This is a genomic window from Sphaerisporangium sp. NPDC049457 (assembly GCF_055586705.1).
Genome location: NZ_JBVJHR010000010.1, coordinates 284,938 through 304,969, shown reverse-complemented (window position 1 = coordinate 304,969; position 20,032 = coordinate 284,938). Strand labels below are relative to the sequence as shown.

The 20,032-nt window shown below is 70.7% G+C and carries 12 protein-coding genes; 2 read left to right on the top strand and 10 right to left on the bottom strand.

Annotation, left to right across the window (positions count from 1 at the left end; genetic code table 11):
• The 4 genes from ACZ6QO_RS18220 to ACZ6QO_RS18205 all read right to left on the bottom strand — a co-directional run.
• The coding region (locus tag ACZ6QO_RS18220) for an amino acid adenylation domain-containing protein (protein ID WP_465852001.1) at nucleotides 1-5,111 on the bottom strand (5,111 nt) is incomplete at its 3' end.
• A gap of 51 nt (nucleotides 5,112-5,162) precedes the next feature.
• Nucleotides 5,163-6,419, bottom strand: a complete 1,257-nt coding sequence (fabF, locus tag ACZ6QO_RS18215) for a beta-ketoacyl-ACP synthase II (protein ID WP_465851999.1) — start codon at nucleotides 6,417-6,419, stop codon at nucleotides 5,163-5,165.
• 20 nt (nucleotides 6,420-6,439) lie between these two features.
• Entirely contained in the window at nucleotides 6,440-8,152 is a 1,713-nt protein-coding gene (locus ACZ6QO_RS18210) for a thiamine pyrophosphate-binding protein (protein WP_465851997.1), read from the bottom strand.
• A 39-nt stretch (nucleotides 8,153-8,191) separates the two neighbouring features.
• Nucleotides 8,192-10,888 (bottom strand): aldehyde dehydrogenase family protein, encoded by a 2,697-nt coding sequence (locus ACZ6QO_RS18205; protein WP_465851996.1) that lies wholly within the window; start codon nucleotides 10,886-10,888, stop codon nucleotides 8,192-8,194.
• Between the two features lie 388 nt (nucleotides 10,889-11,276).
• Here ACZ6QO_RS18205 and gntA point away from each other — a divergent pair, with 388 nt between their 5' ends.
• On the top strand, nucleotides 11,277-11,930 hold the full coding sequence (gene gntA, locus ACZ6QO_RS18200; protein WP_465851994.1) for a guanitoxin biosynthesis heme-dependent pre-guanitoxin N-hydroxylase GntA: 654 nt from the start codon (nucleotides 11,277-11,279) through the stop codon (nucleotides 11,928-11,930).
• Here gntA and sbnA read toward each other — a convergent pair.
• From sbnA to ACZ6QO_RS18175, 5 genes are all read right to left on the bottom strand, one after another.
• Nucleotides 11,873-12,901: a 2,3-diaminopropionate biosynthesis protein SbnA gene (gene sbnA / locus ACZ6QO_RS18195; protein ID WP_465851992.1), complete on the bottom strand. Its 1,029-nt coding sequence runs from the start codon at nucleotides 12,899-12,901 to the stop codon at nucleotides 11,873-11,875. The genes gntA and sbnA overlap by 58 nt on opposite strands.
• A 43-nt stretch (nucleotides 12,902-12,944) precedes the next feature.
• Complete coding sequence (sbnB, locus tag ACZ6QO_RS18190) at nucleotides 12,945-13,988, bottom strand: 2,3-diaminopropionate biosynthesis protein SbnB (protein WP_465851990.1); 1,044 nt, start codon at nucleotides 13,986-13,988, stop codon at nucleotides 12,945-12,947.
• Nucleotides 13,989-14,754: 766 nt separating this feature from the next.
• Nucleotides 14,755-15,585: a phosphoribosylaminoimidazolesuccinocarboxamide synthase gene (locus tag ACZ6QO_RS18185; protein WP_465851988.1), complete on the bottom strand. Its 831-nt coding sequence runs from the start codon at nucleotides 15,583-15,585 to the stop codon at nucleotides 14,755-14,757.
• 37 nt (nucleotides 15,586-15,622) lie between these two features.
• Nucleotides 15,623-16,216: a hypothetical protein gene (locus tag ACZ6QO_RS18180; RefSeq protein WP_465851986.1), complete on the bottom strand. Its 594-nt coding sequence runs from the start codon at nucleotides 16,214-16,216 to the stop codon at nucleotides 15,623-15,625.
• 378 nt (nucleotides 16,217-16,594) lie between these two features.
• A complete protein-coding gene (locus ACZ6QO_RS18175) occupies nucleotides 16,595-18,028 on the bottom strand; it encodes an MFS transporter (protein WP_465851984.1) in 1,434 nt (477 codons plus the stop codon).
• 268 nt (nucleotides 18,029-18,296) lie between these two features.
• On the opposite strand from ACZ6QO_RS18175, the gene ACZ6QO_RS18170 reads away from it, so the two are divergent.
• Nucleotides 18,297-18,878, top strand: a complete 582-nt coding sequence (locus ACZ6QO_RS18170) for a TetR/AcrR family transcriptional regulator (RefSeq protein ID WP_465851982.1) — start codon at nucleotides 18,297-18,299, stop codon at nucleotides 18,876-18,878.
• Nucleotides 18,879-18,903: 25 nt separating this feature from the next.
• Here the strand turns inward: ACZ6QO_RS18170 and ACZ6QO_RS18165 are convergent, their stop codons facing one another.
• Nucleotides 18,904-19,719, bottom strand: a complete 816-nt coding sequence (locus ACZ6QO_RS18165; protein ID WP_465851980.1) for a class I SAM-dependent methyltransferase — start codon at nucleotides 19,717-19,719, stop codon at nucleotides 18,904-18,906.
• Nucleotides 19,720-20,032 lie beyond the last annotated feature (313 nt).

Genomic DNA, 20,032 nt, shown 5'->3' with positions numbered 1-20,032 from the left:
GCCCAACACAACAAATCCACCACCGCCGCCTGCGAAACCCCCACACCCTTCGGCCGCCCCGTCGACCCCGACGTATAAATCACATACGCCAACCGCTCCCCACAAAACTCCCCACCACAAACCCCAACCGGCGACGCCGCCTCCCACTCACCCCGCACCACCACATCATCAAGCACCAACAAATCCGAACACGACGGCAACAACGAAACCACCGACGACACCGTCACCACACACACCGGCCGCGCATCCTCAAGCAAAAACTCCAACCGCTCCACCGGATACGACGGATCCACCGGCAAATACGCCCCACCCGCCTTCAACACCGCCAGCAACGCCACCACCGCATCCACACCCCGCGGCAACGCCACCCCCACCAACCCATCCACACCCACCCCACGCGCCACCAACAACGCCGCCAACCGACCCGCCCGCGCATCCAACTCCGCATACGACACCGACTCCCCACCACACACCACCGCCACCGCACCCGGAGTCCGCGCCACCTGAGCCTCGAACAACCCCACCACCGACACATCAGGCACCACACACCCCGTGTCGTTCCACTCCACCAACACCCGACGCCGCTCATCGGCATCGAGCAACTCCACGGACCCGATGGGCGCGTCCGGGCGCTCCAGCAGCCCTGCGAGCATGAGGCGCAGCCGGCCGCCCAGCCGCTCGACGCTCTCCGGGTCGAACAGGTCGGCGGCGTACTCGATCTCTCCGGTCAGACCGACGACGTCGCCGTTGGCGTCGTAGGTCTCCCGCAGGTCGAACCACAGGTCGAACTTGGCGGCGGTGGTGTCGAGCCGCTCCAGGGCCGGCGTGAGGCCGGGCAGGTCGAGGTCGGGCTCCGGGGCGTTCTGCAGCACCAGCATGACCTGGAACAACGGATGCCACGCCAGCGACCGGCGCGGATTCAGCACCTCCACCAACCGCTCGAACGGCACATCCTGCTGCCCCAACGCGGCCAGATCCACCCGCCGCACCCGCTCCACCAACTCACGGAACGACGGATCCCCCGAGGTGTCGGTCCGCAACACCAGCGTGTTCACGAAGAACCCCACCAGATCGTCCAACGCCTCATCCGTGCGCCCCGCCACCGCCGTCCCCAACGGAATGTCGGTCCCCGCACCCAGCCGCGTCAGCAACGCCGCCACCGCCGCCTGCACCACCATGAACGTGCTCGCCCGGCACTCACGGGCCACCTCGACCAGCCGCGCGAACGTCTCCTGGTCGAGTTCCCACGGCACCCGCCCGCCCCGATAGGACGCCACCGGCGGACGCGGCCGATCGGCCGGCAACTCCAGCGTGTCCGGCAGACCCGCCAACCGGTCACGCCAGAACCCCACCTGCCGCGCCGCCAGACTCTCCCCGTCCTCCTCAGACCCCAGCACCTGCCGCTGCCACACCGTGTAATCCGCATACTGCACCGACAACTCACCCAACCCCGGCACCACACCATCCAGCCGCGCCCGATACGCCGCCTCCAAATCCCGCATCAACGGCGCCAACGACCAGCCATCCCCCGCGATATGGTGCAGCACCACCACCAGCACATGCTCATCCCGGCCCACCTCGAACAGCCACACCCGCAGCGGCAACTCGACGGCCAGGTCGAACCGGCAGGAAGCGGCGGCGGCCACCCGGTCCGCCAGAGCCTCGGTGGTGATGGCCGCGAACTCGGTCGCGTCCACCAGCATCGTCCGCGCCCGCCCGGCGTCGATGATCTGCTGGCGCGGCTCGCCGTCCAGCTCGGGGAAGACCGTGCGCAGCGCCTCATGCCGCGCCACGACATCGCCGAGGGCCGCCACCAGGGCGTCCCGGTCCAGCGCGCCGGTCAGCCGCAGCGGGAGCGGAATGTTGTAGAGGCCGCCGGACTCGTCCAGCCGGTTGAGGAACCACAGCCGCCGCTGCGCGTGCGACAGCGGCAGCGCGTCCGGTCGCTCTTCGGGCATCAGCCGTCGCCGGCCCCGCGCCCCGCCTTCCACGACGCGCGCCAGCTCGGCCACCGTCGGCGCCTCGAACACCTCCCGGACCGACAGCTCCACGTCCAGCAGTGAACGCACCCGGCTGACGAGCCGGGTGGCGAGCAGCGAGTGCCCGCCCAGCTCGAAGAACCCGTCGTCCACCCCGACCCGCTCGACCCCCAGCACATCGGCGAACACCCCGCACAGCAGGTCCTCCACCATCGTCCGCGGCCGTCGCCCGGCGGCCGCCGGCGCGAGGTCGGGCGCCGGGAGCGCGTGGCGGTCGAGTTTGCCGTTCGCGGTGAGGGGGAGCGCGTCGAGCAGGACGAACGCCGACGGCACCATGTAATCGGGCAGCGACGCCACCGCGTGCGCCCGCAACCCGTCCACGTCGCGGGGGCCTTCCTCGCGCGGCTCGACATAGGCCACCAGCCGCTTGTCACCCGGCCGATCCTCCCGCACCACCACCGCCAGCGGACCCACGCCCGGCCACCGCGACAGCACCGACTCGATCTCCCCGAGCTCGATGCGGTGGCCACGGATCTTCACCTGGTGGTCGCGGCGCTCCAGGAAGACCAGGTTCCCGTCGGGGAGGGCGCGCACGATGTCACCGGTGCGGTACATGCGGGCGCCCGGCCGCGCGTCGAAGGGGTCGGCGACGAAGACGCCGCAGGTGCGGCCGGGATCGGCGAGGTATCCGCGGCCCACCCCGAGTCCGCCGACGTACAACTCGCCGGGCACGCCGATCGGGACCGGGCGAAGCCGGTCGTCGAGGACGTACAGCCGGGTGTTGCGCAGTGCGCCGCCGATCGGGACCGCGTCGGCCACCTGCTCCGGGGCGGAGATCACGGCATGGGTGACGTCGTCGGAGCACTCGGTCGGCCCGTAGGCGTTCATGAGCGGGATGTCCGTGTACCGCGCCAGCCAGCGGACGCAGACGTCGGCCGGCAGGGCCTCGCCGGTGACGAGGAGCCACCGCAGCTCCGGCAGAGCGGGCCCGGCGCCGTCCTCGTCCCACGCGTCGAGCGCCGCGCGCAGCAGCGAGGGCACGACCTCCAGAACGGTGACGCCCTCCTCCGCGGCCCGGCCGAACAGCTCTCTCGGGTCGGCGGCCCGGTCCCGGGGGACGATCCGCATCCGGCCGCCGACCATGAGCGGGGTGAGCATCTGCCAGATCGAGATGTCGAAGGTCAGCGGAGCGTTCTGGACGACGAGGTCGGCGGAGGTGATGCCGCAGTCCTCGATCTTCGCCAGCAGGTGGTTGACCATGCCCCGGCGGTGCACCATCGCGCCCTTCGGCCTGCCGGTGGAGCCGGAGGTGAACAGCACGTAGGCGAGGTCGTCCGCTCCGCCCGCCGGCGGCGCCAGGTCGTCGGCCGCGTCGCACGCGTCATCGAGAACGAGCACCCCGGCCCGGCCGCCCGCCTCCGCGGCGAGCCGTTCCGTCCGCTCGCGCAGCGCGGGCGAACAGACGAGCAGCCGCGCGCCGCTGTCGCGCAGCATCGCCGCCGGCCGGTCCCCCGGCGCGTACGGGTCGACCGGCACGTACGCGCAGCCGGCGCCCAGCACGCCGAGGACGGAGACGACGAACCCGGTGCCCGGTTCCGCCGGCAGCACGACCAGCGCCCCGCGTGGGACTCCGGCCGCGCGCAGCCGGCGGGACAGCGCGCTCGCCCGGCCGGCGAGCTCGGCGTACGTCGTCCGCCCCGCGTCGTCCACCACGGCGACGGCGCCGGGGGTCCGCCGGGCGACCGCCTGCACGCGTTCGACCACCCCGGTGAGGTCGCCGGCGACGTCGGTGGCGTTCCACTCGACCAGGACCCGCTCACGCTCGGCGTCGTCCAGCAGGTCGAACCGGGCGAGCGGCAGGTCCGGTTCGGCGATCAGCCGGCCGAGCAGCCGCAGCATCGCGGACAGGTGCCGGTCGATCTCCTCGCCGGTGTAGAGGCGGTCGTTGCCGTCGAAGTCGAGCCGCACCGGACCGCCGTCCAGCCGGTCGTAGGCGATGATCTCGATGTCGTCGACGACGCCGTTGGACAGGTTGTGCGCGGTGACCCGGTGGCCGGCGAAGGTCACGTTGTAGTCGAACGGCATGATGTTGACCACGACGTTCGCCAGCTGGCGGGCGCCGCCGACGAGGTTGAGGTCGCGGAGGACGTCCTCCTGCCGGTACCGCTGGTGCCTCAGCGTGCCGCGCGCCTCCAGCGTGGTCCGGCGGACCAGTTCGCTGAAGGTCATCGCCGGGTCGACGTCCACGACAACGGCGAGGATGTTGCTGGTCATGACCGGGGTCTCGCGCAGGATCCGGCTCTTGCGCGCCATCACCGGGAAGCCGACGGGCACCACCCGGGCGCCGCTCACCAGGTGCAGGTAAGCCGCCACGACGGCGGTGAGGCAGACCGACCAGGTCGTGCCGTTCCGCCTGGCCAGCGCGCGCAGGCCGGTCATCGTCGCGTCGTCGAGGTACGTGGTGCGCCGCACGGGCCGGACGGTGGCGGGCGCGGTGGCCGCGGTCAGCCCGACCGGGGCGGGCAGGCCGGACAGCCTGCCGCGCCAGTAGTCGCGGTCGCGCTCGAACTCCGGTGAGCGCCGGTACGCCTCGTCCTCCGCGAGGCACTCCTCCAAGGAGGCGAAGAACTTCTCGCGGTACGGCGTGCCGGCGACGAGCGCGGAGTAGATCTCGGCCAGGCGGTCGGTGAACACCCGGGCGCTCGCGCCGTCCCCGACGAGGTGGTGGTTGCGCTGGTAGTACAGGTACTTGTCGTCGGCGACCTTGACCAGGGCGTCGGCCGACAGCGGGGCGGCCGCCATGTCGAACGGCCGGTAGAGGTCGGCCCGCATCCACTCCTCGGCGGCGGCCATCGGGTCGTCGCGGTCGCTGAGGTCCAGGACGTCGAGGTGCGGCGCGGGGAGCGGGTACTGCCAGACTCCGTCCTCGTCCTCCACGAAGCGGACCTGGACCGGCTCAGCCTCCAGCACCGTGCGGTACAGCGCCTCGCGGAAGAGCTCCGCGTCAACGGGGCCGTGGATCTCCAGGTACTCGGACATCACGAAAACGTTGTCCGGGTTCAGCTGCTGGGCGTACCAGATGCCCCGCTGCGCGGCGGAAAGCGGCAGGCGCCGCCCGCGGCCCTCGGTCATACCCTCGCTCCTGCTCGTCGTCGTTGACATCCTCGGCCCCCGCGTCCGGTCTCAGGGATTCCAGCGGCGCAGTACGAGTACGGCGTTGTGCCCGCCGAAACCGAACGAGTTGCTCATCACCACGTCCAGGTCGTGGCGCTGCGCCTCGTGGGCGACGAAGTTGATCCTGTTGTCGATGGGCTTGTGGCAGTTGATCGTCGGCGGCACCACACCGGTCCTGATGGCCAGGCAGCCGATCATCGCCTCGACCGCTCCGGCGGCGCCGATCATGTGGCCGGTCATCGACTTGGTCGAGCTGATCGGGATCTGCTCGGCCCGCTCCCCGAACACCGCCCGGATGGAGTCCAGTTCCGCCTGGTCGTTGTAGACGGTGCTGGTTCCGTGGGCGTTGACGTAGTCGATGTCGGACGGCGTGAGCGAGGCGTCCGCCAGGGCCCCGGCCATCGCCGCGCGCGCCCCGCGTCCCTCCGGGTGCGGCGCGGTCCAGTGGTGGGCGTCGGAGGTGGACGCGTACCCGGCGACCTCGGCCAGGATCGCGGCCCCGCGCGCGAGCGCGTGCTCCTCCGCCTCCAGGACCATGATCCCGGCGCCCGCGCTCATCACGAACCCGTCCCGGTCCTCGTCGAACGGCCGGCACGCCTCGGTGGGGGCGTCCATGCGCGTCGACAGCGCCTTGGCGTTGCCGCTGCCGGCGAAGTCGACCCGGGTGAGGATGTTCTCCGCGCCGCCGGTGATCATGACGTCCACCGCGCCGTGGCGGATCCAGCGCGCGCCCTCTCCGATGGCGTCGGCGCCCGAGGCGCACGCGCTGCTCGTCGCCCTCGTCGGGCCGGTGACGCCGAACGCGAGGCTGATCTCCCCGGCGGCGCTGTCGATCGCGCCGGTGACCGGGGCGAAGGGGCTGACCGCACGGGGCCCGCGCTCGTTGAGCGTGCGCACATGCTCCGCGATGGAGTTCATCGGTCCGTAGCCGCTGCCGATGAGCGCGCCGACCCGCGGGCCGTTCTCCTCGTCGATCTCCAGCTTCGCCATCCGCTTGGCCTCGGTGGCCGCCGCGAACGCGTACTGCGCGTACGGATCCATCCGGCGGACCTGCTTGTGGGTCAGGTAGTCCTTCGGCTCGAAGCCCTTGACCTCGCCCGCCAGGTTGGTGGGCAGGTCGGAGGCGTCGATGCAGGTGATGTGGCCGATCCCGCTCTGCCCGGCGACCAGCGCCTGCCAGGTGTCCTCGGCGGTGAGACCGAGGGGGGTCACCGCGCCCCAGCCGGTGATGACGACCTTCCGGCCGGCTCTGCTGTTGGAAGACATCGTTCGCTCCTTCGAGGTCGTCATGACTCCGCCTGCGGCGGCACCGGGAAGTCGCCGCCCGGCTCGGCGTCGGCGAACAACGCGTCCTCGAGGCGTACGGGCACGTTCAGCACGACGACCTCGCCCGCCTCGCACGCCTTCCAGGCGTCGGCCAGGTCCGACGCGAGCGTGGCCTTGTCCTCCAGGGTCATCTGGCGCAGCCCCGGTACCGCCGGCGCGGGGCTCGCCACGGTCGCGGGGTCCACGAAGGCGACCCCGGGCAGCGCCGGCTCCCGATGCTCGAGCTGGTGTTGCAGCCAGCCGTACCCGCCGTTGCGGAGCACGACGTAGAGCAGACCGCCCTGCGCGACCGCGGTCGGCAGGTCGCCGTCGAACATCGCGAACGCGCCGTCCCCGACGAACGCGACGACCGGCCGGTCCGGAGCCGCGCGTTTGACGCCCACGGCCGCCGCCGCGCCGAACCCCAGGCTCGTCTGCTCCGAGGGCACCACCGACCCGGCGCCGCCCGAGCAGGAGTACATGGGGAAGCAGTAGGACCACATGTCCTGCAGGCCGTTCTCCTGCACGAGGATGCGGCCGGGGGGGAGCACGGCGTCGAGCGCCTCCAGCACCTCCGCGATGTGCGTCCGCGGTGACGCGTGCAGCGTGCGGAGATGATCCCGGTGCTCGGCGAGCAGGGTCTCGTGCACCCGCCGGACGCGCCCGGCCCAGGCCGGCTCCGGCGCGGAACCAGGGCCAGGGCCGGCCGCGAGCAGGGCCTCCAGCACCGCCCGCCCGTCCGCGAGGACCTTGGGCCCGCCGAACTCGGTGGCGAACTCGGCCGGGTCGATGTTGACCTGGACGACGGGGACCTCCCGGCCGACGCGCTCCGGCCAGCCGTACACCGCCGTCTCCTCCAGCCTGCTGCCGAGGGCGAGGACGCAGTCGGTCTCCTCCCACAGGCCCGCCGCGGCCTGCGGCCGGTACAGGCCCGACAGCCCGCAGAACAGCGGCAGCGACTCGTCGACGGCGCCGCGCCCACTGGCCGTGCAACTGACCGCGGCCCCGAATGCCTCGGCGAACCGCTCCACGAGCCGGCCCTGGACGCGGTGCCGCATGCCGCCGCCCACCAGCACCAGCGGCCGGGCGGCCGAGCGCAGCGCGGTGAGCGCGGGCGAGTCCGCGGCGACGGTGACGGACGCCGGACGCTCGCACGCGCCAAGGTCGCCGGACACCGGGATCCGTTCGGTCAGCAGGTGGTCGGGCAGCTCGACGTAGACGGGCCCGGGGGTGCCCTCGCGCGCGATGAGGACGGCACGGCGCAGCATGGGCGCCAGACGGTCCGGGTGGTCGATCCTGGCCGCCCACTTCACCAGGGGCCTGACCACGTCGATCTGGTCCAGTTCCTGGAAGGCGCCGCTGCCCCGCCGGTCGGCGCGGGTGCCGCCGGAGATCAGCAGCACGGGCGCCGCCGAGCAGGACGCCTCCAGCAGCCCGGTCACGGTGTTGGTCACGGCCGGGCCCTTGCCGACCACGGTGACGCCGAGGCCGCCGGACTGGATGGCGTAGCCGGTGGCCATGAACACCGCGTTGCGCTGGTCGCGGCACAGCGTGAAGCGCACGCGGGTGTCCTGGACCGCGGCGAGGGCGTCGAGATCGTCGCCGGGCAGGCCGAAGATGTCCCGTACGCCGGCCTGCTCCAGCACCGCGACCGCCGCCCGCCAGCAGCCCGTCACCTCGTGTGGCAAAGACATGACTCTCCCTCAGACGCAGACGCCGATGGGCGGTAGCGGTCAGGCGATCCGCCTGGACGCCTGATCGCGCAGTGGCGCGAACTCGGCGACGGCCTTGCTCAGCAGCAGCGGCTGCGGGTGGCGCTTCTTGCCGATCGCCACGTAGTTGGCCCGGATTCCGGCGCCGCCGAAGGGCGCGTTGCCGTTCTCGATCTCGATCAGGGTCTCGTTGACGCTGACCGTGTGCCGGGCGTTCAGCAGTTCCACCGTCTCGGGCAGCGTGCCGTACACCGTCGCGGCCATCGCCCGCTCCTGGAAGTACGGATGGGTCAGCATGGAGTGCAGCCACTCCTGCGACGTGAACGGCACCACGTTGAAGATCGGCGCGAAGAGCTCGGGCGGAGTCACCTCGGTCTCGGCGGGTTTGATCAGCACGGTGGGGGTGATGTGGTCGTCGAGGAAGTTCACCTCGCCGCCCGCGGCGAGGTACTCGCGGTTCTTGCGCAGGTATTCCAGCGACGCGTCGAACGCGTCCAGGTAGAACATCCGGCCGTAGTCGGCGGCGGGGTCGTCGTACGGGCCGTACCGCAGGGCGTTCACCCGCCGGCAGAGCAGGTTGCAGAACTGCGCGCTGATCGAGGTGTGCACGAACACCACATCGGGCCCGAAGCAGTCTTGGCCGGAGTTCAGCATGCGCACCCGCAGCAGGCCGTCCACCGCCTTGGCGATGTCGGCGTCCTGCGCGACGACGAACGGATTGACGCCCTGGCCGAAGTAGAGGAGGAGCTGGTCGGGGCGAAGGTTCGCGCGGATCTTCTCGGCGTTCTTGTACGTCCCGGTGAACACCAGGACGTCGGAACGGGCGCCCTCGTTCTCCAGGAACTCGCGCTGGTCGCTCTCGTCGAGCACGATCGGCAGACCGTGGACGCCGCTCAGCAGCTCGTGCAGCTTGCGGGTCTGGTCCCCGAGCCGGCGGGAGGGCCGGAACACCACCCGGCGGCTGTAGAGCGTGGGGATCACCAGGTAGAGGATGTAGCTGTACAGCGGGATGTTGGAGGGCATGAGGACGCCGACCTGGCCGACCGGGGACGGCGCGTACCGCGCGACCTCGGCGGCCGCGCCCTCCAGCGCCGCGATCGACGCGTCGATCTCCCCGTACACCGTCTTGTGGTTGCTCACCTCGGTCAGCAGCCGCAGGATCTCAGGTCGCCGGGTGCGCAGCAGGTCCACCAGGTCGCTGAGGCGATCGAGGTGCTCGGGGAAGGGGATGGCCGACTCGGCGTCCGCGCCCACGTCGCCGTTGACCCGGCCCACGGGCAGCACTCCCTTGCTCCCGGCGAGCGCGACCGCGGAGGCGGCGACGTCCTGCAGCGCCTGCAGGTCGACCTTGCCGTTGTTGTTGACCGGGAACTCGGCGAGGACCACGATCCGGTTCGGCCGCTCGTGCTCCGCCACGAGCCGGTTGATGGTGCGTCTCCAGTACGCCACCGGATGTTCGGCCGGGTCGGCGACCAGGAACACGAGTTGGGTGCCGCGCTCGGCGTCCTCCACCGGCAGCACCCGGACCGGCACGCCGCAGTCGCTCGCCTTGTCGGCTATCGCCTCGGGGTACAGGGTGTGACCGAACCGGTGCACGGCGGACTTGCGGCCGAGCACCCGCAGGTTGCCGTGCTCGTCCATCGTCCCGATGTCGTCGGTGTGGTAGACGGTGCCGTCGAACGGCCGGACCTTGCCGCCCGGTTCGAGCATCCCGGCCATGATGTCCGGCGATCGCACCACGACCTCGCCCACCTTGCCGACCGGCACGGGCGCGCCGTCGTCCCCGAGGATCTCGACGTCGATCCCGTCCAGCGGCAGTCCGCTGTGCACGGGATTGTCCGGCGTGGCCAGCGCGATGTTGCCGGCCTCGCTGCTCCCGTACCCGTCCAGCAGCGGCTTGCCGAACCGTTCGGAGAAGCGACGGCGCAGGTCGTCGCGGAGCGGCTCGCCGCCCACGCACCACATCCGCACCGAATCCAGCCGGGCCGCGGCGCCCCTGCGCCCTTCGACCAGCCGCAGCAGGGTGTGGTAGGTCGCGGGCACCGCGTCGACCACGGTCACCCGGCGGTGGACGATCGTCTCCATGGCGAGATCGACCCGCCAGCCCGGCACCAGGACCAGGGTCGCCCCGGAGGTCCACCACAGCAGGACCATGGACATGCCGTACTGGTGGGTGAACGGCAGCAGCGGCAGCAGGACGTCGGATCCCGTGTAGCGCATCCGCCGCTGGGTGCGCGCCACGTTCTGTAATATCGACGCGCCGGACCGCACGATGCCCTTGGGCGCGCCCGAGCTGCCGGAGCTCCAGACGATCAGGGCGTCCTCGCGGCCGGCCCACCGCTCGAAGTCCAGCTCCGCCGGCCCCGGCTCGCCGCCGAGCTCCTGTGCGGAGGCGGAGATCCCGGCGAGCGAGATGCATTCCGCGTCGACCGATGCGAAGCACTCCTCCAGACGACCGTGGTCGGACAGGAACCAGCGAGCATCGGACTGCGCGACCAGGTCGGCGGTCTGGGGCTGGGACAGCCGCCGGTCGAGCAACGCGATCGAGACGCCCATCCCGATCAGGGCCAGCAGGGTCAACACGTACGCGCCCGAGTTGTCGGCGGAGAGCACGACCCGGTCGGCCTCCGACACGCCACGCTCGCGCAGCACGCGGACCAGTGTCCGGCAGCGGGCGGCGGCTTGGGCGAGTGAGATTTCCTCGTCGTTCTCGGTCACAAGCATGGTAATCCGGCTTTCGCTATAGACATCTGGTGGACGACTCCGGCCACCGGTCGGCGACTGACTGAGAAACCGTGCAATACCGATGAGTGCTCGTACATTCGATGAACGCGTGGGGCGACGGCTCCAACGGGATTCCGGAAACCTACTTTCGGAGTAGTTCCGGCCACCCCGCATCCTCCGCCTGGAGGATATGCATTCCGGTCTTCGAGTGTCAACACTGTAAATAGGGCGCATTAGCACGTTCCAGCGCACCGGAAAATGACATGTTCCAGCGGCCCGCCGGCCACCGGCGAGCTATTCTTACCGAACCTTGCGAAGCCTCGTGACAGGCCGGTAACTTGGCCGGCAGGAATAGGCCTAATAGAAGTTGAGGCGGTCAATTATGGCCGAGCAGCCAGCATCCGACGTCTTCGATCATCTCGCCGAGTTCATCACCCGCCAGGACTTCGTGTGCCTCGGCGCCCGTGCGGCGCTACGCAGGGGATCCATCGTTCACCACCACTATGAGATGATGGGCGCGAGCACGTCCGTACTCGCACACCACCGCGATTTACTGGCCTTTCTGGACGGCTTCGAACCGACCGAACGATCGTTTCGCTCGTGCGTCGCGACGTTCGACGGGCCGACCCCGTCCAGCGAAACCGAATTCGAGACGCTGGTGTGGGGGCATCTACAGGCGCTGCACGACGAGGACAGCCGGGAATACCCGTGGAGCGACCTTTACGACAGCGACCCGGCCACCCCCGGATTCGCCTTCTCCGTGGGCGGGCACCCATTCTTCGTCGTCGGTCTCCACCCCAGGGCCTCCCGGCCGAGTCGGCGTTTCTACCGGCCGGCCCTCGTGTTCAACTCCCATATTCAGTTCAATGCCATGGGTCTGAAGTTCTTGAAGTTGCGCGGCAAGATCAGGAAGCGTGAGCGCACGTTCCACGGGTCGGTCAATCCGAGTTTCCTGGAGTACAAGGACGAGGCCCGGCACTACAGCGGCAGGTTCACCGAGCCCGACTGGACGTGCCCGTTCCACGCCAATTCCTGAGATCCGGCGGCGGGGCCGGCCTGCCGGTCCTCGCCGCCGAACATGGCCTCAGCCCACCCGTCCCGATAAAGGGTGTTCAGGTAGTGGGAGCCGAGGTCCGGCGCGACGGCGACCGCGGACGGTTCCCGGTCCGGGTGCCGGCCGAGCCAGGTGAGGGCCCCGCTCACCACCGCGCCGGTGGATCCGCCGAACAGGAACCCGGCACCGGCCAGACGCCGGCACATCCGCACGGTCTCCGCCTCCGAGACCATCACGATGTCGTCGATGTAGGACTCGTCGAGGATCTTGGTCCGCATGGCGTTGCCCAGGCCCGGGATCACCCGGGGGGCGGGCGGCCCGCCGAAGAGCGCCGACCCGATGACGTCCACCGCGACGATGCGCGTCTCCGGACGGAACTCCTTGAAGTACCGGGCGCATCCCATCAGGGTCCCCGCCGTGCCGGCGCCGACGAAGAGCACGTCCAGTTCGGGGAACTGTTTGGCGATCTCCGGCCCGGTGGACTGGTGGTGCGCGCCCCAGTTGTTCGGGTTGGCGTACTGGTTCAGCCAGACGTACCTGTCGTCCTTCGCGCAGAGCTCGCGGACGTACTTGACTCTGCCGCCGACCAGACCGCGTTCGCCGTCTGGTTCGGTGACGACGTGCACCTCGGCCCCCAGGGCGAGCATCTCCAGGCGCATCGTCGTGTTGCAGCGCGAGTCGGTGACGCACACGAAGCGGTATCCGCGGCTGGCGGCGATCATGCTGAGCGCGACGCCGAGGTTGCCCGAGGACGACTCGATGATGATCGAGTCCTCTTTGAGCAGCCCATGGATCTCCGCGGCGTTCACCATTTCCTGCGCGGATTTCAGCTTGATGGAGCCGGCGAAGTTGAACCCCTCGCACTTCAGGTGCAGCGAGTGTCCCAGCGTCGGCTGAAGGTCGATGTACAAATCACAGGCATTGAAGTTCTCAGCTCGGGTGATGACGGGCACTTTGCGTCCTCAGAACTAGCTGGAACAGGGTAATCGTATGGACTCAGGAACGTCCGTGTCGGCTCAGCTCAGAGAAGAAGCCGTCGATTGTGATCAGTCGCCCCTCGGACGCCGTCCGGCGGTACACGTGGTCAGCCACCGCCAAATCGAGCACGCCGAGCCCGAACGGCGAGAAAACCACGGTCCGGTCCTGCGGGACGTCCAAGGTGCCGGACATCACGTCATACAACGTGCCGGCGATGAAGTCGCGATGATTCACCCGCTGTTCCAATAGGTGAACCGACGTGTCCGCCTTGAGACAGTGCTCCACGTCGTCCACCACATTGAACGAGGCTGCGATCACTTCAGGCGACAGGTCGCGCAGCGAGACGTGCAGCACGACGGGGTGGTGATCGAACCATGAAGGTTCACTGACATACGGGCGCGCGGCGGTCGTGGCGAACACCATCAGATCGCTTGACCGGATCACGTCCTCGGCTCGAGCGTGCACGGCGATGTCGGCCGTGCCTCCCGTGTTCTTGAGGTGCTCGACGAACCCGGCGGCGTACTCGGGCCGCAGGTCGTGCACGGCGACGGACGTGAACTCCCATCCGGTCCCGGCGAGGTAGGTGTGTACGTAACGGGCGATCAGCCCGGTGCCGAGGAACCCGACCCGGAGCGGGCGCGGCCGGCCGCGGGTGAGCAGGCGCGCCGCGAGCGCCGCGGACACGGCGGTGCGCACCGCGCTGATGACGGAGGCTTCCAGACAGGCGTACGGATAACCGGTCGAAGCATCGTTGAGCACCAGCACCGCCGAAGCGCGGGGAAGCCCCGACTCGATGTTGCCAGGGTAGCTGGATATCCACTTGAGGCCGTCGACGGCGGACTCGCCCCTGCCCAGCGCGGCGGGAAGCGCGATTATCCGCGCCTCCGGCTTGTCGGGAAAGCGCAGGAAATACGACGGCGGATTGACCGTCCGCCCCTCACCGTGCAGCCGATAAGCACGTTCTACAATAGATAAGACCTCCTCGGCACTCCCCTCGAGACACGCCTGGACCTGGACGCCGGGTATCACGGCGAACTGCGGTGGTACTTGAGCCCCGTTCATATTCATCCACCAAAGTCGCGTATAAGTGAGCGTGGGAGCGTCTCCGCCACCCCTGCCCGCCCCGTTTAATGCTGCCGATTCCCTATCGCGTCCCACAAGCTACATCAGGGAAGATCGTCCGACTAGACCCGAACCCGGCCGATGATTGGCGGACACACAGGACGCCACTTACAGGGCGCCACGCGCATTGCACGCTCCGCAGCTATTACGATCCTTTCTGGACCGCACGTCCAGTACTCCTTGTGTGCCGGTGGTGGTGCGGCTCGCAATAAAACCTGCGGACGGGGCACCGCGCCACCAGCGACGATTTATTGACATGACCGGATCTCCATCCGGTCATGATCGGTCACACATCGTGAGCCGGGCGGGGCGAAAGAGGAGAGCCGCACTCCCCATTCAGGCGTAGGGGGGGCACCCCTGTTCGACACAAGATCCACCCCAAAGTAGGAGCGGAAGGTCCTCCGAAAGTAGGAGCCGATCGGCCCCCCGGGAGCGCATCCGCCTCTGACCCACCCGTATATCGAGTGCCCGTTCGAATTCATGTCCGCGGAGAACGTCCGCCGGGGACCGACGCCCTCGGCGCGGTACGGTCCGTCGAACGGATGAGACGACCAAAGAGAACCCCTGGAAGCCGGAAACGGTCTTCCAGGCCATCCCCGCCGGGCACACGGCCACCCGCATCAACGACTGCAGCCGCACGACGCCGGCGCCGGGTGACCGTCCGACGACTTGGGTGCGGATCAGCCGCCCGAAGGGCCCGGCCGGGTCACCAGGATGTGCCGGTGATGCGCTCGTAGGCCTCGATGTAGCGGGCGCGGGTGGCCTCGACGACGTCCTGCGGCATCTCGGGGCCGGGCTCCTTCTTGTCCCAGCCGGTGCCGGTGGCCCAGTCGCGGACGAACTGCTTGTCGAAGGCGTGCTGCGGCCGGCCCGGCTGCCACTGGTCGGCGGCCCAGAAACGGGAGGAGTCGGAGGTCAGCACCTCGTCCGCCAGCACGAGCGTGCCGTCGGCGGCCCGGCCGAACTCGAGCTTGGTGTCGGCGATGACGATGCCGCGCCCGGCGGCGAGCTCGGCGCCGCGCCGGTAGATCTCGAGCGTGACGCGCCGCAGCTCGTCGGCGGTCTCGGCGCCTTCCTGCGCGACCACGTCCTGGAAGGTGATGAACTCGTCGTGCGCGCCGAGCGGCGCCTTGGTGGTGGGCGTGAACACCGGCTCCGGCAGCTTGGAGCCCTCAAGCAGGCCCGGCGGGAGCGCCACGCCCGACACCGAGCCGGTCGCCTGGTACTCCTTCAGGCCGAGCCCGGCGAGGTAGCCGCGCGCGATGCACTCGACCTGCACCATGTCGAGCATGCGGCAGCGCACCGCCCTGCCGGCGAACTCCGCGGGGACGTCGGTCGCGGAGACCACGTGGTTGGGCACGATGTCGGCGAGCTGCTCGAACCACCACAGCGACAGGCGGGTGAGCACCTTGCCCTTGTCGGGGATCGGCGTCGGCAGGATGACGTCGTACACCGAGATGCGGTCGGAGGCGACGAGGATGATGTCCCCGCGGTCCTCGTAGACGTCCCGCACCTTCCCGGAATGGAGAAGCTTCACCCTGCCCCCTGCTCGCGCGCTTGCCGACGGACCAAGGCTACAGTCGCGCCGCCCGCCTCCTTCGCCGCAGGGTTGCCCGGCGGGCGAGCACGCCGAGCAGCACCGTCAGCGCGGCCGCCGCGCCCGCGGCCGCGTACCAGGGGCCGGGCCAGAACCCCCGTGGCTCCTCCACGGCCGGCACCGGCAGCCGGTCGGAGTCGGCGGCGCAGACGATCGGGCGCCTGCCGGTCTTGGCCGTGGCGCAGGCGACCGCGGCGAGCCGCTGGGTGCCCGCGGGCAGCCGCCCGACCACGACCGTCGCGCTGAACCGGCCGTCACCGTCCGCCGGCACCACTTTGCTCCACGAGACGCGGCCGTCGGACACCTTCCCCTCCGGGGTGGAGGAGATGAGCCGCAGTCCCGGTATCAGGGTCTGCGTGAGCAGCAGGGGCGGCGAGTCGGCGCTGCCGCTGTTGCTCACCTTGATCGTGTACGTGAGCCGGTCGCCGGGCCCCACGGCATGCCGCCCGTTGTCGATGCCGATGCGCAGCGCGTAGGTCCTCTTCGGCTTGGCCGGGTGCGGCGTGCCGGCCCGGCCCGCCGCGGCGCCCGCGGGCGGCGGCGCGACCGCCACGACAATGCCGGCGGCCATGCCCATGATCATGCCCAGGACCATGCCCACGCCGGGCGCTCGCCGGTGAACGGCGAACCCTCCGGATCCTCGCCGCCGGACGATGGGAAAGCACATGGCGACCACCCTTCGAGCGAAAGACCCGCGCCGGCGCGAGTTCGCCGGATTTCCAACCGCGACTCGCACGATAACGGCGGCGAACGCGAAATCCGGCTGCTCGCGCCGCCGCATCTCCCAGCTTTTAACCAAGCCCGGCCGAATGCCGGGGGGCTGATCGCCGTCCTCGCCGGGGCGGCCCTCGTCCGGCTCGCCGCCCGCCGCCGATCGGCACCGCGCCGGGGCCGCGACTGAGCACGTCAGGGCGGCCGGCGCGGCCGGGCTCTCAGCCCTGCCGGGCCGTCACCGGGCGCCGGCCGCGGTGAGAGTCTCCTCCGCGGCGGGCCGGTGGGCGGCGGCGCGGCGGCGGGCGGTGGGGACGAGCAGTGACACCACGACGGTGGCCGCCGCGCACGCCGCGAGCACGATGAAGCCCTGGGTGAAGCCCGCCTCCTGGGGCAGGCCGTCCGGCCGCGGGTTCGCGGCGATGATGGAGCCGACGACGGCGGTGCCGATCGAGCCGCCGATGGTGCGGATGTTGGCGTTCATGCCGCTGGCGACGCCGGTCTGGCGTGCCGGCACGCTCTGCACGATCAGGCTGGTCATGGCCGCGTAGGCGAGGCCGATGCCGACGCCGACGATGGCCTCGGCCACCGCGATCTGCCAGGGCCGGTCGTGGCGGGCGGCCAGGACGACGGCGCCCACCAGGCCGAACACCGCGCCGGACACCAGCTGCGCCTTGACGCCGACCCACGGCGCGATCGGTCCGCTGAGGTAGCCGGCGAGGGCCATCGTGACGAGCATCGGCAGCGTCAGCAGACCGGCCTCGGTGACGCTGGAGCCGAATCCGTAGCCGGCGACCGGCGGCGTCTGCAGGAACATCGGCACGAACGCGACGATCGAGAACATGCCGGCGCCGAAGAGCAGGGCCACCAGGTTGGCGGTCCAGACGGCCGGCAGCCGCATCATGCGCATGTCGATGAGCGGTTCGCGCGAGCGCAGTTCGACGGCGATCCAGGCGGCGAACGCGGCCGCCGCGACGACGAGCAGCGTGATCACCCGGGACGATCCCCAGCCCCACGACGAGGCGTTGCTGAGCGGGAGCAGCAGGGCCACGAGCCAGCCGGACAGCAGCGTCGCGGCCAGCCAGTCGACGCGGCCGGGCGTGCGCACGGGGGACTCCGGCACGTACCGGTGGGCGAGGGCGCCGGTCGCGGCCACGACGAGCATCGGGATCCAGAACAGCCACCGCCAGTTCAGGGCCTGGACGATCGGCCCGGCGAGCAGGGTCCCCAGCCCGCCGCCGACCGCGAGCACGGCCGACAGGCCGCCGACGGCCGAGGGCACCCGTTCGGGCGGGAACTCGTCGCGGATGATCCCGAACGAGACGGGGAACACCGCTCCCCCGAGCCCCTGGATGACCCGGCCGGCGATGAGCACGCCGATGTTGGGCGCGAGCGCGGCGACCGCGCTCCCTGCGGCGATCGCGCCGAGCGCGACGAGCAGCGTCCGCTCCTTGCCGATCATGTCGCCGATGCGGCCGAGCAGCGGTGTGGCCACGGAGGCCGACAGCAGCCAGGCCGTCAGCACCCAGGTCACGGCGCTCTGTGTGGTGTGCAGGTCGTGCTGGATGGTGGGGAGCACCGGGCTGACCAGCGACTGCAGCATCGCGAACGAGGCCGCGGCGGCCGAGAGCACGACGAAGGTCAGCCGTGGTGAGGAGGTTCTGCCTGACATGAGGGTCCTTCGATGATGGCGGCGCGACGGCGCCGCCCGCGACGGGGTCCACCGGGATTCGGCCGGGGAGCCGGGGAACGGGCCCGGGCGGTGTGTCGACGAGACCGCCGGCGCTTTCCGGCGGCGGCGGGCCCGTCCGGCCTGTTAAAGTCGAGGTATGCCTCCGCAACAACGGAGGCCCGCCCCCAGCCGAAGCGGAGGCACCCCTCCACCATAACGGAGGCATTCCTCCGGTTCAACCCGAGGCGGCAGTCAGGAGGCGAAGGCAGTGACGGAGCAGGCACCCCAGGTCCCCGGCGTGGCAGTGCGGCGCCCGCGGCGTGCCGACGCGCGCCGCAACTTCGACGCCCTGCTGAACGCGGCACGCGAGGCGTTCGCCGAGAACGGCACCGGGGCGTCGCTCGAAGACATCGCGCGCCGCGCCGGCGTCGGCATCGGCACGCTCTACCGCAACTTCCCCACCCGCCAGGACCTGTTCGACAGCGTCTACGTCGGCGAGGTGGAAGAGCTGTGCCGGGCCGCCGAGGAGGCCGCCGGCCTGCCGCCATGGGAGGCCTTCGTCGGCTGGCTACGCCGCTTCGTCGCCTACGTCGGCACCAAGAGGGCCCTCTACGAGGAGCTCAACCGCGACTCCGAGATGTTCCGCGCCTGCCGCGCCGCGATGTACGCCGCGGGCGAGCCGCTGCTCACCCGCGCCCAGCAGGCAGGCGAGGCCCGCCCGGACGCGGGCTTCGACGACGTGCTCCGCATGATCAGCGGCATCGCCTCCGCCGCCTTCGTCGACGAGGCCCAGCGCGACCGCGTCCTCACCCTCGCCCTCGACGGCCTGCGCCCGCGACCCGCCCCCTGACCCTCGCGAGACCGGGCCGGCGCGGTCAGAACCGGTAGCACAGGATGCGGCCGACCCTGCGGAGGAAGTAGAAGCGGTTCATCAGGGCCAGGGCCGCGCGATAGCCCGGCGGGAAGCGCTCCACCTCCGGGACGTCGGAGAAGAAGAGCTGCGAGGCGAGGCGGAGGCCGGGAACCGCGGCGGTCAGTTCCGCGGGGTCGTCGAGGCCCCAGCGGAGGGTGGCGCCGGTGGCGCGGATGGCGGGCTGGAAGCGGCTCAGCTTGACGGCCAGGCGGCTCAGCGCGTCGAAGATGATCTCGCCGGACGGGAACCGGCCGGTGATCCGGCGCAGCAGGTCGTGGACCTCCTCGGCGGTGAGGTACATCATCAGGCCCTCGGCGACCACGAGCACCGGACGGCCGGCGTCGACCCGGTCCAGCCACGCGGGGTCGGTGGCCGGCGCCCCCACCATCGCGTAGCCCGGCCGGGGCGGGAAGAGACGTTCGCGCAGCGCGATGACGTCGGGGTAGTCGACGTCGAACCATCGGACGGTCGCGGGCGGGCCGAGGCGGTAGACGCGGGTGTCGAGGCCGCAGGCGAGGTGGACCACGGTCGCCCCGGGCTCGCCGGCGAGGCGGCCGGCGGTGAGGGTGTCGAAGGTCTTGGCGCGGATCGCCACGCCCAGCGCGTCGGTGGGGCGCATCCGCAGCTTGTGGAAGTCGTAGCCGATGCGCTCGACGGCGTGCTCGGCGAGCGGGTCCCGCAGGACCGGGTCCGCCGTACGGCTGTGCAGGGCGCGCCCGTACAGGGTGGCGAGAAGGGTCTCCTTTTCCCTGGTGAACCGCACCTTCTCCGTGTCCATCCCTCCAATCTAGAAGCGGCCGCCCGCGCGCTTTCCCTGCCCCCGGCGGGTCGGCGCGACAGCCCTTCGCACGCGCGGTCCAGGGCGCCCGGAGAAGCCGCCGATCGCGCGGGCTCCGAGTGGAGATCGAGGCGCCGGCGCCGGTGGTCCGTGTCCATCCGGTTGCGGGCAGTGGTCCAGAAATTTTCGGATCACAACTTACAAACTTTCTCTGTTTCTTCCCGAGCCGATTCCCTATTCTGCCGATACGAGCGGTCCCGCAGGTACCTCAAAACGGGACAATCCGTACTTTATGCCCCATTGCTAGGGGAGC

What these genes read in the sequence shown, in the direction of transcription:
- ACZ6QO_RS18210 (WP_465851997.1), bottom strand. Translation starts at nt 8,152, where the DNA reads ATGTCTTTGCCACACGAGGTGACGGGCTGCTGGCGGGCGGCGGTCGCG.
- sbnB (WP_465851990.1), bottom strand. Translation starts at nt 13,988, where the DNA reads ATGAACGGGGCTCAAGTACCACCGCAGTTCGCCGTGATACCCGGCGTC.
- ACZ6QO_RS18175 (WP_465851984.1), bottom strand. Translation starts at nt 18,028, where the DNA reads ATGTCAGGCAGAACCTCCTCACCACGGCTGACCTTCGTCGTGCTCTCG.
- gntA (WP_465851994.1), top strand. Translation starts at nt 11,277, where the DNA reads ATGGCCGAGCAGCCAGCATCCGACGTCTTCGATCATCTCGCCGAGTTC.
- ACZ6QO_RS18165 (WP_465851980.1), bottom strand. Translation starts at nt 19,719, where the DNA reads ATGGACACGGAGAAGGTGCGGTTCACCAGGGAAAAGGAGACCCTTCTC.
- fabF (WP_465851999.1), bottom strand. Translation starts at nt 6,419, where the DNA reads ATGTCTTCCAACAGCAGAGCCGGCCGGAAGGTCGTCATCACCGGCTGG.
- ACZ6QO_RS18180 (WP_465851986.1), bottom strand. Translation starts at nt 16,216, where the DNA reads ATGGCCGCCGGCATTGTCGTGGCGGTCGCGCCGCCGCCCGCGGGCGCC.